The organism is Allofranklinella schreckenbergeri (assembly GCF_003703475.1).
GTDB lineage: Bacteria > Pseudomonadota > Gammaproteobacteria > Burkholderiales > Burkholderiaceae_C > Lampropedia > Lampropedia schreckenbergeri.
This window is the reverse complement of record NZ_RDQM01000008.1, coordinates 145,903-160,015: the sequence shown is the minus strand read 5'-3', so window position 1 is coordinate 160,015 and position 14,113 is coordinate 145,903. Positions and strand designations below refer to the sequence as shown.

Here is a 14,113-nt window from a genome sequence, read left to right as displayed (position 1 = left end):
GGGCTGGGCCTGGGCGCCTTGGCGGCCTTGCTGGGCGCTGCGGGCTTGCGCCGCCAGCGCAAACGCCAGCGTTGATGCTCGGCTTGGCCTCAGCGCCAACAGCGCTGGGGCATGCGATATAAAAAAACAGCGCCTGCGGGCGCTGTTTTTTTATATTGCAAATCATCAGGAAAATTCAAGCCAATAACAAATTGCCATAAAGGGGTGGTTTCATATTCTATTGATCTGTAAATTATGGGTCTTGACGGTTGTTTTCTGTCACGCAGGATGGTGTTTGGGGGCGTAGATCGCCACTGATGCTGGTGGTTAGCGCTGGTGGTGTGGCGTTCGAGGCAGCTTGCGCTATGTGCGGCGATTTTGATGGCGGGTTTTACAGCATGGGCGAGAGCACGCGGGTGGCGGCTTCGGCCAAGCGCTGGGGAAAGGGGAGGCGTCGCAGGGTGGGGACGGCGCGGGCGTTTTTCAGGTCGCGCTCGAACTGCTGGGCCAGGGCCTGGTTGAATTGGGGGCCAAAGACGGCGACGCCGACTTCGTAGTTGAGGCGAAAGCTGCGCACGTCGAAGTTGGCGGTGCCGATGAAACTGTAGTCGTCGTCTACCACCAGGGTTTTGGAGTGCAGCATGCGGTCGCTGTATTCCCAGATGTGAACGCCAGCGGCGATGAGTTCGTCAAAGTACGAGCGTGCCGCCAGGGTGACGAGCAGCGAATCCGAGCGCTGGGGCACCAGCACGTGGACGTCCACGCCGCCCAGCGCAGCGCTGGTGAGGGCCATCATGGCCGCTTCGGTGGGCACGAAGTAGGGGGTGGTGAGCAGCACGCGCTGGCGCGCTTCGGAGATGGCTTTGACGTAGCTGCGGTGGATGGGCTCGTGGGGGTTGTCGGGGCCGGAGGTCCAGATCTGCACGTTGTGGGGGCCGGTTTCGCTGATGGGCAGGTAGCCGTTGAGGCAGTCGCCGGGCAGGGTGCCGGTGGCGTAGGCCCAGTCTTCCAGAAAGACGACTTGCAGCCAGAAGGCGGGGGCGCCGACGAGGCGCACGTGCACGTCGTGGTAGGCGTCGGGGCGGATGCGCAGGTCTTCTTCATCGGTGATGTTGACGCCGCCGGTGAAGGCGATGCGGCCATCGCAGACGACGATTTTGCGGTGGGTGCGGTAGTTGGTCATGGGCCGCCAGCGCCGGCCCAGGCGGGTGTCGTGAAAGCGGGCGAAGGCGATGCCTGCATCGAGCATGGGCTGGATGAAGCAGCGCCGCAGCCGTGCGGAGCCGAGGGCGTCCACCAGCAGGCGCACTTGCACGCCTTGGCGCGCTTTTTCAATCAGGGCGTCGCGCAGCCGGGTGCCGGTCTGGTCCGGCTCGTAGATGTAGTACTCCAGATGGATGTGGTTTTGGGCCTGGGCCACGGCTTCGAGGATGGCCTCGAAGGTGTCGGCCCCGCTGGGCAGCAGATCGACGGCCTGGGCGCTGCAGGGGTACATGCCGGTGGTGGCCGCGCCCATTTGCACCAGTTGGCGAAACATGCCGGGGTTGTGGTGCGCGCGTTGTTTGAGGGCTTGCAAGTCGTCGTGGCTGGCGATTTTGGCGTGGTGGCGCAGGCGCTTGCGTTGCTGTTTGCGCAGGCGTTTGGGGCCGAGGAAGTAGAAGATGAGAAAACCGGCAAAGGGCACGAAGGCGAGCATGAGGATCCAGCCGATGGTGGCCTCGGGAGCGCGTTTTTGCAGCACAACCCAGATGGTGAGCACCAGCAGGTACAGCACCCAGGCTGCGGCTAGGAAGTAGTCCATCGATAGGTTCATGGCGCTGGGGGGCGATGCCCTTATGGGGAGTGGAGCTGCCGCAACGCGCTGGCCAGGGCTTGGGCGTCGGCCGCAGTGGGTGGCTCGGGCGGGCGGGTGGCGATGGGCAGGGCGTGCAGGGTTGGGGGATTGTCGGCGAAGTGGTTGTGCGCAGCGGGATTGGCGGATGCTGGGGCCAGGGCTTGGGCAAACCAGGCGCGGGCGTGGCCAGCATCGGGGTAGGGGGCGCAGGCCAGTTCCAGCGCGGCTGGCGCAGGCGCGTGCTGGGTGCACCAAGTTTGCCAATGTTGCCGCAGGCTCCAGCGTTTGTGGTTTGCCAAGGCGGGGTTGGCGGGCCAGGGCTGCAGCGCGGGGCTGTCCAAGCGCTTGCTTGCGATTTTTGCGCGGTGTGGCCAAGCCTCGTCATGGCTGGGGCTATGGCGGCAAGAGGTGTCCACGGTGGCGTCTTGCCGCCCATTGCCAAGCGCGGCTGGCCCGCTCGCGCTGGGATCATGAACAGGCGCCAGTACGGCGATGGCGGTGATGGCCGGGCGCAGCGATACAGGCTGCGGAGCGCGTGCGGTAGGCGCTGGCGATTCAGTCTGGGTTGGGGTGTGGGCTAGGTGATGGGCCAGATGGTGGGCCAGCGGCAGGGCGCTGCGCTCGGTGACGAGGATGATGGGGTGCGTATTGGAGGCGTTGTTGGAGGCGTTGTTGGAGGCGCTGTTTGGGGCGCCATCCGCTGCGTTGGGCGCTGCGAGCGAGTCGGCCAACCATTCGGCCAGCAGTTCGGCCAGGATGCGGGCGTGCTGGGGCAGGGTGTGCCAGTCGGTTTTCTTGGGTTTGTCGCTGCGGCCCCAGCCGGGGAGATCGGGGGCGAGGGCGTGGCAGCCTTGTTGGGCCAGGGTGGGCAGCAGGGGCTGCCACCACGCGCTCCAGTGCCAGAGGGGGTGCAGCAGCAAGAAGGTGGGGGCAGGCGCGGGAGATGATGGGGGCGATGCAGGCCGGGTTTGCTGGTAGTGCACGCGCCAGCCGTCGCTGCTGGCGAAGTAATGGCCTGCGGCGGGGCTGTGGGCGAAGCAGGCTTCGGGGGTGCGCAGAGCGTCTTCACGCAGGCGCAGCGTGGGGGCTTGGCGGCGCTGCTGGTGCTGTTGCTGGCGGCGGTGCTGGAAGAATTGGGCGAGTTGGGCGCTGGCGGCTTCGGCGAGCAGGCCGCGCTCCACCTGCGTGTGGTGGTTGAGCTGGGGCATGGCGAACAGGTCGATGACGGAGCCTGCTGCGCCGGTTTTGGGTTCGCTGGCGGCATAGACGATGCGGGCCAGCCGGGCCTGGAAGATGGCGCCGCTGCACATGGCGCAAGGCTCCAGGGTGATGTAGAGGGTGCAGCCGCCCAGGCGGTGCTGGCCCAGCCGCGCGGCGGCTTCGCGCAGCACGAGCATTTCGGCGTGGGCGGTGGGGTCGCCCAGTTGGCGTGTGCGGTTGTGGTTGCGCGCCAGCAGTTGCCCGTCTTGCACGAGCACGGCGCCGACGGGGACTTCGCCCATATCGGCTGCGCGTTGGGCCTCTTGCAGCGCCAGGCGCATCCAGTGTGCGTCTGATGAGGGCATTTTATATTTCAAAAGGAAATAAAATTGCCTTTTTTCGGCATGTTGGTGTTCAAGTGATTTTTACTTTGTTGTGTAAATGTAATGGCGTGGCGCTCAGTCCTGGCCGGTGATGGTGAGGCGGGTGCCTTCGGCGATTTGGTCGTCGGGCTGGAGGATGACGAGCTCGCCTTCGCCCAGGCCCTGGGTGATTTGGACGCTGGTGTCCGAGCGCAGGCCGATTTGCACGGGGGTGGCGCGGGCGCGGGGTTCGCGCGATTGGGGGCCGTCCACGCGATAGACGCTCCAGCCGCCCGCATCGCCTTCGGCGCTGGCGCGCCCTGCGCCGGGGGTGCGAAAGAGGGCGCTGCCGGGCACTTGCAGGGCGCTGGGCAGTTGGTGGGTGATGAATTCCACGTCCACGCGGTAGGCGTCGCCCAGCGCGGCCCATTGGCTGCGGGGGCTGTCGAAGTCGAGGATGACGCGGGTGCGCTGCTCTTGCACGCCCAGGGCGGAGACTTTGGTGAAGCCGCCTGGCTCAATGCTGCGCACGCGCGCGTGCAGGGTGTGAGGGCCGCCCCAGCGCAGGATGCGCGCGGGCATGCCGGGGGTCAGGCGCACGGCGTCGGCGGAGAGGACTTCGACTTCGATTTCCAGCTCGGCGGGGTCGCCGATTTCCAGCAGGGTTTCGCCTGCGGCGACGGGGGCGGCGCTTTCGCGCAGGCGGCGCAGCACGAGGCCGTCGGCGGGGGCGGTGATGGGCAGGGCGCGGGGTTGGGCGTTGGTGGCTGGGGTTGGGTTTTGCCCTTCCAGCAGTTGCGCCTGGGCGATGCGGATGCGCTCTTGCGCGCTGCGTTCTTCGGCGCGGGCGGCGGCCAGGTTGGCGCGGGTGGTGTCGGCGCGGGTGCGGGCCTGGTCAAGCTGCTCGCGCGAGGCCGCGCCTGCGGCTTGCAGCGGGGTGAGGCGGTCGAGGTCGGCGCGGGCCAGGCGCTGGGCGGCCTGGGCGGCGGCGGTGTGTTGTTGGGCGGCGGTCAGGGCGGCCTGGGCGGCGCGCACCTGGGCTTGGGCCTGGCTGCGCGAGCGCACATCCAGCAAGGCGGCGCTGGCCGGTTCGATGTACGCCAGGGCATCGCCCGCGCGCACGCGCTCGCCTGGCTGCAAGGCGATGCGCCGCAGGGTGCCGGAGACGGGGGCGGCGATGAGGTAGCGCTGCTTGAGGCGGGTTTTGCCTTCTTCGGTGAAGGTGACTTCCAGCGGCGCTTGCACGGCTTTGGCGGTGGTGACGAGTTGGGCGTCTTCGCGCAGGGTGAAGAAAACCAAGGCGAATGCGGCGCCCAGGCCCAGCACGGTGGTGAGGATTTTGCTTGTCGGGAACTTGCGTCGGGTCATGGCGGAGGTCTCTTCGGTAACGGCTTTTATAATTCAATAGGATGTTTATGGTTTCAAAATTTGATTTGCATGTTGCCTAAATCGATTTTTGAAATTTCCTTTGATTTGTAATGCTAGGGCTGTTTGCATGGGGCTATTCACGCGTTTTGAGCACGCCGATGAGGTCGAGCCGGCGCACGCGCCAGTTCACGGCCAGGGCGGAGAGGGCGGCGCTGATGACGGTGACCAGCGATGGAAAGGCGTAGGTGGCGGCGCTCATCACCAGCGGGATGCGGAACAGCTCTGACTGCATGCTTTGGGTGATGAAGAGGGTGAGCGCGTAGCCTGCGGCCACGCCCAGGGGGAGGGCGGCGATGACGAGCAAGACCAGCTCGCCGATGAGGATGTAGCTGACCTCGCCTTTGGAAAAGCCCAGCACGCGCAGACTGGCCAGCTCGCGGCTGCGCTCGGAGAGGGACATGCGTGCGGAGTTGTAAACGACGCCGAAGTTGACGATCACCCCCATGAGCACGGCCATCATGGTGAACAGGCCGGTGAATTCGCCAATGCTTTTGCGGTAGTTGCGCAGGGCTTCGCGGTGCGATTGCGCGCCGCGCACCAGCGGACGGCCATCGAGCGTGTACAGCACGGCGTTTTCGGCGCGGGTATCGATGGTGAGGAAGGCACCGCTGATGCGCTCGCCTTCGCCCAGGGCGCGGTTGAGGGCGTCCAGCTCCATATAGGCGTTCATGCCCAGCAGCTCGTTGACCAGCCGCACCACGGGCAGGCGCAGGCGCGGCTGGCGGCCTTCGAGGACTTCGACTTCGACCCAATCGCCCAGGCCCACGCCGAGTTTTTGCGCCAGGTAGCTGCCCAGCACCAGGCCGGAGGCGGGTATCTCCAGCGGGCGCAGCTTCTCGTCCACGGGGCGGCGCAGCAGACCGCCAGCGGGCAGCCCTTCGATGCTGGTGAGCACTTCGCGCTGCGCTTGGCGGATGCGCACAGCCACCATGCGCATGCCTTCGGCCTGGTACACGCCGGGGATGGCGCGCAGCTCGTCAAGGGCGCGCAGCGGGCGTGCTTCGGTGAAGTTGACGGAGATGTCGTACTGCCGCGCCAGGCGAAATTCCAGCGCGAGGATGTGGTTGATGGAGTTGACCTGGAATTTGGACATCATGACGATGCCGCTGGCGACGGCCAGGCCAAGGATGGTGAGCAGGGCTTTGATGGGGCGGCGCTCAATTTGGCGCAGCACCATGCGCGTGGGCTGGGATAGCCAGCGCGTCAGGCCCAGGCGCTCCATCCAGGTGCGGCGGTAGCGCTCGGGCGCCAGCGGGCGCATGGCCTGGGCCACAGGCTCGGCCGCAGCGCCAAAAACGGCGTGGCCCGTGCCTGCCAGCGCCGCGATGAGGCTAATGGCCGCGCCGGTGAGCACGACGCGGGTGTTGAGGGAGAAGGCCAGGTAGGGGAAGCGGAAGTTTTCCTGGTACAGCGCCGAGAGGTGGATACCCAGCCAAATGCCAAATAAAACGCCCAGCACGATGCCTAGCAGGCAAATGAGGCTGACGATGAGGGCGTAATGCAGCGCGACTTGCCAGGTGGAGTAGCCAAAGGCTTTGAGGATGGCGATTTGGTCGCGCTGCATGCCGATGAGGCGCTTGAAGACGACGTTGAGCAAAAAGGCGGCCACGGCCAGGAAGATGGCGGGAAAGATCCGCGCCATGGTGGAGAGCTGGCGCAGCTCCTCATGCAGGAAGCGGTAGGAGAGCTGCTCCATGCGGCCCATGGCGCCCAGGCCGCCGTAGCGGGCGAGGGTGCGGTTGACCGCGTCGATGACGTCTTGCTCGTGGGCGCCGGGGCCGAGGCGGAAAACGGCCTGGTTGAAAGCGCCTTCCATATCCATGGCGGCGGCCAGGGCGTGCCGTGGCGCCCAGACGATGGCGTAGCGCTTGTAGTCGGGGAACAGGGCGCCGTGCGCGATTTGGTTGAGGTGCTCGGCAGAGGTGGCGATGCCGGCGATCTTGAACCACTGCGCGCGCCCGCCGATGGTGATGCGCAGCTTTGCACCCGGGGTGAGTTGGTGCGCCTGGGCAAAGCCGTCGCTGATGAGGATCTCGTCTTGCGCGCCCGGGGCCATCATGCGGCCGGCGCGCAGGTACAGCAGGTTTTGCCGTGGGTGGGCATCGTCGGGCAGGGATTGCATCAGCGCCAGCACCGGCTCGCCAAAGCCGGGGACCTGGATTTTGGCGTTGGCAACGATGCGTGGCTCGACTTCGACCACGCCGGGGATTTCGCCCAGTTGCTGCGCCACGGAAAGGGGCGCGCGCGTGATATGCGCCCACAGGTGCGAGAAGCGCTGCTGCTGGTAGAGCTGCGCGCGTGTATGGCTGAGCGAATCCAGCGTGGCTTGCGACATGACCAGCATGGCGATGCCTGCCGCGATGACCAGCGCAATGGCCAGGGCCTGGCCGCGGATCAGCCAAAGGTCGCGCAGGGCTTTGCGGTGCAGGGCGTTCAGCATGGGGGCAGGCTCACGTCATCTATGAAGGTGCGCGTCACCATTGCAGCTCGCGTGCATGGATGGGTTGGGCGTTGCGCTGTTCGCGCACGATTTGCCCGTCTTGCATCCACAGCACGCGCTGGGCCATGCGGGCGATGTCGGCGTTGTGGGTGATGATGATGGTGGTGGTGCCCATATCGGCGTTGACGCGCTCCAGCGCTTCCAGCACACGCACGCCGGTGCCTGAGTCCAGCGCGCCGGTGGGCTCGTCACACAGCATGACCACGGGCCGTTTGGCAATGGCGCGCGCGATGGCTACGCGTTGTTGTTCGCCGCCGGAGAGCTGGGCGGGGAAGTGGTCCAGGCGATCACCCAGGCCCACCAGCGCCAGCGCATCGGCAGGCGGCATGGGGTCAGGGGCGATTTCGGTGACGATGGCGACGTTTTCCCGCGCCGTCAGGCTGGGGATAAGGTTGTAGAACTGAAAGACAAAGCCGACGTTGTCGCGCCGAAAGCGGGTGAGCTCTGCATCGCTGGCATGGCTGAGATCCTGGCCGTGGTACCAGACTTGTCCGCTGCTGGGTACGTCCAGCCCGCCGAGGATGTTCAACAACGTCGATTTGCCACTGCCCGAGGGGCCGAGCATGACGACGAATTCGCCTTCGTAAAGCTCCAGATCAATGCCGCGTAGCGCGTGGACTTCGACATCGCCCATGCGGTAAACCTTACCCAGTCCCTGGGCGCGGAAGATGCAGGCAGGAGCAGATGCGGTAAGGGGCGCAGTGGGCATGGAGCATCCTTGAGAGAGATTCTTGTTGAGAGTGTACTGCCGGAATTGTTTGGCGATACCTGAAGCAGCGCTTCGCGGGCAAAAGGGGGCAAGCGTTATGCTGTGCTGCTGTTCAAGATAGGCAATTGGGAGAAATCATGCGCACCTGCACTGAAAAACATGGTCAGGATGCCCCCGGCTGTACTGGCTCCGTGCCGTCCGTGCGCCCGGCCGCGCACTGGCAGGCGTTTTTATCTACCCTGGGGATGTTTGCCGCTGCGCTGTTGATGGGCAGTGGGGTGGTTTTTTTTGTGGCCTACAACTGGGACGCGTTGGATCGCTTTTCGCGGCTGGGCATTGGAGCCAGTGCCGTATGCGGGGCCACGGTCTTGACTTTGTGTACCCGCCCGCATTCCGTGCCGTGGCGCGCCGGGGCGTTACTGGTGTGTATTTGTACGGGAGCGCTGCTGGCCCTGATTGGGCAGATTTACCAGACAGGCGCTGATATTTGGCAGTTGTTTGCCGCGTGGGCTGCGCTGATATTGCCTGTGGTGCTGATCGGGCGCACGCGGGAGCTGTGGCTGCTGTGGCTGTTGGTGGCTGGTCAGGCTTTGTTTCGTTGGGTCTGGCTGGAGTTTGGACGCTGGTCGCTGTTTTTGGGGCTGTTTGGCGCAGTGGGGGCAGAGCCTTTTGCATGGCTGGGGGTGTTTTATGCCGCCATGTTGGCCGTGTTGCATCTGGGGCGGCAATACCTGTTGATGCATCCTCTGAGCTGGTTGCGCACGCTGCTTTGTATGGCGGCGCTGGCGTGCCTCTGCGGTGCAGCGATGTTTGAGAGGGGCAGCTATGAGGTGCTTTATGTGGTTTTCGCCTTGCTGTGCGCGTGGTGGGCCTATCAATATAAAGACAGCGTGGTACTGGCGGCGGTGTATGTCAGCGTGATGGCGTTGGGCATACCGCGTCTAGGCGATTGGTCTAATGAGCCGCTGTTGATTGCGGTGTGGGTTTTGCTGGTTTCTGGTGTGGGGTTGCGCCATGCGTTGGCGGTTTGGCGGGAAAAGCGTGCGCAATGCGCTGTGGCGATGGTGAGTGCGCCGCCCGAAGTGCCCCAAGAGGCCGCATCGCCCTGGTGGTTGAATGCTTTGATGGCTTTTTCTGCCTGGTTGGCCGCAGTGTTGGGGATTGGTGGATTGGCGGGGCTAATGCCCCAAATGCTCCAACTCCCTTTCTCATTGGCGGGGATAGGGGTGATTGCCATAGGCATCAAACTGATGCGCCAGCGAGAGGAGGGGGTTTTTATCCGCCAACTGGGCTTTGCCTTTTCCGTGGTGGGGCAGCTGTGGCTGAGCCTGGGTTTTGCGGATAGGGTGGGGTCGTGGTCTGTGATGTGCTTTTTTGCGGCTGCGGTGGCGTTTGTATGCAGTTTGGCGCGCAGCCCGCAGACGCACCGAGTGTTGTGCTTGGTGGCTGCATGGGTGTGTTTTTTGCTGGCTTTGCTCGTCGATTACGACGTTGAATTGCGCTGGATGCTGCTGATGGTGTTTGCCGTCAGCTTTGCGGGCTGGCTCTGCTTTTATGTAGCGAGGGCGCAGACGTGGTGGAACGCTTTTTGGCATGCCAGTACGTTTGTGGCGCTGCTGCTGGCTGTAGGCGTGCCGCAGTTTTTCTCTCCGCTAGAGGATGGCTCCCGGGCGCAATGGCTCATGCCTGCGTGCGCTGCGTTGCTTTGGCTTGGGTGTCTGGGCGCGTTGTACCGCCATCGCCAGCAGACATGGCACGGGTGGATGGTGGTTGCCATCGCCTTAAGTGGTCTAGCTTGGAGCATGCCATTTTTCCTGATGGCGCTGGCATTGGCGCTGGTGCTGTTTGAACGCAGGCAGCGCGTGTGGCTGGATGTGGCGCTGCTGGTGTGCATCGCGCTGGTGGGCGTTTATTACTACGCCATGGATGTCAGCTTGTTGCATAAGTCTGTGAGTTTGATGGCCGCTGGAGCGATCACGGCGTTGGTGACGGGGTTGAGCAGACCGCGCAATGTGGGTTTCTGGAGACCGTAAGAAGTGCTGAGAAAGGACGATGCGATGAAAAATCGTGCTGTAGGTGTACGTTGGGCGCTTGCCGCCGCTTGTTTGCTGGTGCTGGCGGCGGCGGTTTGGTCGATCTGGCAATTCGAGCGTGTTTTACGGCAGGGGCAAACCGTGTTGCTGGAATTGGCGCCCGTAGATCCGCGCTCGCTGATGCAAGGCGATTACATGGCTTTGCGTTATGCGTTGGAAACCCATTTGGAGCCTTCTGGCCAAAGCGTGTTGCAAGAGCGCCCACGTTTTGCTTATCTCCATCTGGATGCGCAAAACCGCGCGTCATGGGCAGGGGGTGGGGCGGATGCCCGGCTTTCGGCTCAAGCGGTATCTTCGCCTCGTGTGGTGTCCGTGCGCATTCGCCCAGGCCGATGGGGTGCGCGTTTGGGGCCGAATGCTTTTTTCTTTCAGGAGGGGACTGCCCAACAGTATGAAAAAGCGCGTTGGGGGGAGTTCAAAGTGGCGCCTGACGGTCGTGCATTGCTGGTGGCATTACGGGATGCGAATCTTAACTTGCTTGGGGCCAATCGCTTTTGAGGTGGTGCGTAGTGTGTCTGCCAAGTCTTTGAATACAACTGAAAGTAAAGACTGGGAGAAGTTCAATGACCATACTGTAAAAGGGTACAATTTCCCGTTCCTTTAGCTTGTTGCAATTGGCAACGGTTAGAGGGTGGGGCTCTGCCGGGGGGATGTCCTCTGTGCAGGTGTCGTTTCTGTGATATTGGAGTGTTTTCCAAGAGGTACGTATGAAGAAGTTAGCCCTCCTTGCAGCGGCACTGCTGGCCTCCACCCTGTTGGCGGGCTGCGACTGGACGCTGATCAATCCGTCCGGCTATATGGCCAAGCAGCAAAGCAACCTGATGATGTTTTCCGTCTGGTTGATGCTGCTGGTCATCGTGCCGGTGATTTTCCTTATTTTATTTTTTAGCTGGAAGTATCGCCGTGGTGGATCTTCAGCTAACTATGACGCCGAGTTCTATCACTCCAATAAATTGGAAGTGGTGATCTGGGGTGTCCCTATCTGCATCATTATTGTGCTGGCAACAGTGACTTGGGGTTCGACACATTTGCTCGACCCCTATCGCCCATTGGTTCGCATCGATACCAATACCAAGATTGCTGGCATGGATGAGGAGTTGGGTTGGGTCAAGCGTGTTACCACCAAGGTGATTGATCCGGGGCGCGAGACCAATCCTGCTGTTGTGGAGACTAAGCCACTGGTGATTGAGGTGGCGTCGCTGGATTGGAAATGGCTGTTTGTGTACCCTGAGCAGGGTATTGCGACTATTAATGAAGTGGTGGCGCCGGTGAATCGCCCTATTCATTTCAAGATTACCTCGGCCTCGACAATGAATTCGTTTTTTATTCCTGCCTTGTCGGGGCAGATTTACGCTATGCCGGGTATGCAGACGCAACTGCATGCGGTTATGAATAAAGAAGGGGTGTATAAGGGTTTTTCTTCTAACTACACCGGGCATGGTTTTAGTCAAATGTACTTTAACTTCCATAGCGTAACCAATGCTGGTTTTGATGAGTGGGTAGCTAAAGTGCGTAGCTCATCCAAGGTGCTTGATCGTGCTGAGTACATTGCGTTGGATGTGCGTAACCAGGCGGATGAGCGTGGCTTTATCAAATACTTTGGTATTCGTCACTATGGTGCTGTTGAAGAGGGTTTGTATGCCGCCGTGCTGAATATGTGCGTGATGCCGGGCATGATGTGTGCAGACGAGATGATGGCTATCGATTTGGCTGGTGGTGTGGAGGATGAGGCGCAAGCGCGGGCAAACTTTAAGCGTTTGCGCTATGACAGTCGCTGGACTACCCGGACTCAACTCGACTTGGCTGAATTCTCTGACATTATCCCGGGTGCCTTTATTTGTACGACGGATACGATCGATGCCGATTTGGCTGCTGGCGCTGTGCGCTCGGCTTCCGGAAAGGTTCGACTGGATAAAGTCAGTCTCGATGCTGCAACTTCTCCCGTTCTCTGAGTGATTCTGTCAGAAAGTTAGGATAACAATGGCTGCCGCAATATTTAATGAAGATGTGCATCCGCTCTTTGGGCGGATCACGATGGATCACCATACATTCCCAATGCTGCAAGAGCCTGTGATCATGGCCACTTTCGTGGGTGTGGTCTTGCTTGGCCTGGTGGTGTTGGCTGTGCTCACAAAATATAAATTGTGGGGGTATCTGTGGAAGGAATGGTTTACTTCCATAGATCATAAAAAAATAGGCATCATGTATATCATCTTGGGCATTATCATGCTGTTGCGTGGTTTTGCTGATGCCTTGATGATGCGAATTCACCAAGCTATGGCTTCGGGGGGGAGTGAAGGTTATCTCAACCCTCACCATTATGATCAGATTTTCACAGTGCACGCTGTGATTATGATTTTCTTTGTGGCTACGCCTATCTTGGTGGGTTTCTTCAACTATCTTGTGCCTCTGCAAATTGGTGCGCGCGATGTGGCCTTCCCGTTTTTGAATAATTTGGGTTTTTGGCTGACAACGGCTGGTGCTGTGCTGACCATGATCTCTTTGTTTGTCGGTGAGTATGCGCAAACAGGGTGGTTGGCATATCCTCCCCATTCCGGGATTGATTACAGCCCTGGTACAGGTATGGATTATTACCTGTGGTCATTGAACCTGGCTGGGGTGGGTACGACGCTGGGTGCAATTAATATTGTTGTAACAATTATCCGTATGCGCGCCCCGGGTATGACCTGGATGCGTATGCCTATTTTTGTTTGGACCAGCTTTGCGGCCAATATTCTGATTTTGATGATCTATCCCGTGTTGACGGCGGCCTATATTCTGCTGACGATGGATCGCTATCTGGGAACAGCCTTCTTCACTAATCAGCTTGGTGGTAATCCAATGATGATGGTGAACTTGGTGTGGATTTTTGGTCACCCTGAGGTTTACGTGCTTGTGCTGCCTGCTTTCGGCTTGTTCTCGGAGATTGTCCCAGCCTTGACGCGTAAGCGCCTCTTCGGATACACGTCGATGGTTTATGCCACGATGATTATTCTGATTTTGTCCATGCTTGTGTGGCTGCACCATTTCTTTACGATGGGCTCTGGTGCAGATGTCAATGCCTTTTTTGGCATTATGACCATGATTATTTCCATACCAACTGGGGCGAAGATTTTTAACTGGCTGTTTACGATCTACAAAGGGCAGGTGCGCTTTGAGGTGCCTATGTTGTGGACGATTGGTTTCATGATCACGTTTGTCATTGGTGGTATGACGGGTGTGATGCTGGCTATCCCGGCGGCTGACTTTATCCTGCATAACAGCCTGTTCTTGGTGGCTCACTTCCACAATACGATTATTGGTGGTGTGGTGTTCGCCTTGTTTGCCGGTTTGACTTTCTGGTTCCCCAAAGCGTTTGGCTTCAAAATGAACGATTTTTGGGGTCGGGTCTCTTTCTGGAGCTGGTTCCTGGGCTTCTGGGTGGCGTTTACGCCGCTGTACATCATGGGCCTGATGGGGGTGACGCGTCGCCTCAGTCAGTTTGAAGATACCTCGTTGAACGGCTATTTCATCGTGGCCTTGATTGGCGGGGTCATGATCCTGGTGGGTATCTTGTCTTTCGTGATGTCTATTGCTGTGGGCTGGCTGCAGCGTGATAAGACGCGCGATCTGACGGGCGATGCCTGGGGTGATGGCCGTAGTCTGGAGTGGTCGACATCCTCTCCTCCGCCTGAGTACAACTTTGCTTTTACTCCCGTTGTGCATGATATTGATGCTTGGTGGGACATGAAGCGTCATGGTTATAAGCGCCCCAAAGAAGGCTTTGTGCCTATTCATATGCCTAAAAATACCAGTGCAGGCATGATTATTAGTGGTCTTGGTGTCGTAATGACTTTTGCTTTGATCTGGTATGTGTGGTGGCTGGCGGCAATTGCTTTTGCTGCGATGATTGGTTACACCATTTATCACACATTCAACTATGATCGTGACTATTTCATCCCCGCCCAAGATGTGGCGCGCGTTGAAGAAAATCGCACGCGTCAGTTGGCTGCGGCTGGTGTGAACTGA

General features: G+C 60.5%; 9 protein-coding genes. 4 read left to right on the top strand and 5 right to left on the bottom strand.

The features are described from left to right. Positions 1-370 precede the first annotated feature (370 nt). From cls to EBQ26_RS07890, 5 genes are all read right to left on the bottom strand, one after another. Complete coding sequence (gene cls / locus EBQ26_RS07910; RefSeq protein ID WP_122238467.1) at positions 371-1,792, bottom strand: cardiolipin synthase; 1,422 nt, start codon at positions 1,790-1,792, stop codon at positions 371-373. A 20-nt stretch (positions 1,793-1,812) separates the two neighbouring features. Continuing rightward, the gene (tadA, locus tag EBQ26_RS07905) at positions 1,813-3,378 is read right to left on the bottom strand and encodes a tRNA adenosine(34) deaminase TadA (protein WP_122238466.1); all 1,566 of its coding nucleotides are present in this window, start codon (positions 3,376-3,378) and stop codon (positions 1,813-1,815) included. Between the two features lie 93 nt (positions 3,379-3,471). Next, complete coding sequence (locus tag EBQ26_RS07900) at positions 3,472-4,743, bottom strand: efflux RND transporter periplasmic adaptor subunit (protein WP_122238465.1); 1,272 nt, start codon at positions 4,741-4,743, stop codon at positions 3,472-3,474. Between the two features lie 133 nt (positions 4,744-4,876). Beyond that, positions 4,877-7,243 carry an ABC transporter permease gene (locus EBQ26_RS07895; protein WP_122238464.1) on the bottom strand — a complete coding sequence of 789 codons (2,367 nt, stop codon included), beginning with the start codon at positions 7,241-7,243 and terminating at the stop codon, positions 4,877-4,879. Between the two features lie 34 nt (positions 7,244-7,277). Continuing rightward, the gene (locus tag EBQ26_RS07890; RefSeq protein WP_122238463.1) at positions 7,278-8,012 is read right to left on the bottom strand and encodes an ABC transporter ATP-binding protein; all 735 of its coding nucleotides are present in this window, start codon (positions 8,010-8,012) and stop codon (positions 7,278-7,280) included. 137 nt (positions 8,013-8,149) lie between these two features. Between EBQ26_RS07890 and EBQ26_RS07885 the strand changes: the two genes are divergently transcribed. The 4 genes from EBQ26_RS07885 (at position 8,150) to cyoB (ending at position 14,113) form a co-directional block, all read left to right on the top strand. Continuing rightward, the gene (locus EBQ26_RS07885) at positions 8,150-10,045 is read left to right on the top strand and encodes a DUF2157 domain-containing protein (RefSeq protein ID WP_147474027.1); all 1,896 of its coding nucleotides are present in this window, start codon (positions 8,150-8,152) and stop codon (positions 10,043-10,045) included. A 24-nt stretch (positions 10,046-10,069) separates the two neighbouring features. Beyond that, positions 10,070-10,603: a GDYXXLXY domain-containing protein gene (locus EBQ26_RS07880; protein ID WP_122238483.1), complete on the top strand. Its 534-nt coding sequence runs from the start codon at positions 10,070-10,072 to the stop codon at positions 10,601-10,603. A gap of 209 nt (positions 10,604-10,812) precedes the next feature. Continuing rightward, on the top strand, positions 10,813-12,057 hold the full coding sequence (locus EBQ26_RS07875; RefSeq protein ID WP_122238461.1) for a ubiquinol oxidase subunit II: 1,245 nt from the start codon (positions 10,813-10,815) through the stop codon (positions 12,055-12,057). 28 nt (positions 12,058-12,085) lie between these two features. Beyond that, on the top strand, positions 12,086-14,113 hold the full coding sequence (gene cyoB / locus EBQ26_RS07870; protein ID WP_122238460.1) for a cytochrome o ubiquinol oxidase subunit I: 2,028 nt from the start codon (positions 12,086-12,088) through the stop codon (positions 14,111-14,113).

Coding starts and splice junctions, on each gene's coding strand:
- cls (WP_122238467.1), bottom strand. CDS start 1,792: ATGAACCTATCGATGGACTACTTCCTAGCCGCAGCCTGGGTGCTGTAC.
- tadA (WP_122238466.1), bottom strand. CDS start 3,378: ATGCCCTCATCAGACGCACACTGGATGCGCCTGGCGCTGCAAGAGGCC.
- EBQ26_RS07900 (WP_122238465.1), bottom strand. CDS start 4,743: ATGACCCGACGCAAGTTCCCGACAAGCAAAATCCTCACCACCGTGCTG.
- EBQ26_RS07895 (WP_122238464.1), bottom strand. CDS start 7,243: ATGCTGAACGCCCTGCACCGCAAAGCCCTGCGCGACCTTTGGCTGATC.
- EBQ26_RS07890 (WP_122238463.1), bottom strand. CDS start 8,012: ATGCCCACTGCGCCCCTTACCGCATCTGCTCCTGCCTGCATCTTCCGC.
- EBQ26_RS07885 (WP_147474027.1), top strand. CDS start 8,150: ATGCGCACCTGCACTGAAAAACATGGTCAGGATGCCCCCGGCTGTACT.
- EBQ26_RS07880 (WP_122238483.1), top strand. CDS start 10,070: ATGAAAAATCGTGCTGTAGGTGTACGTTGGGCGCTTGCCGCCGCTTGT.
- EBQ26_RS07875 (WP_122238461.1), top strand. CDS start 10,813: ATGAAGAAGTTAGCCCTCCTTGCAGCGGCACTGCTGGCCTCCACCCTG.
- cyoB (WP_122238460.1), top strand. CDS start 12,086: ATGGCTGCCGCAATATTTAATGAAGATGTGCATCCGCTCTTTGGGCGG.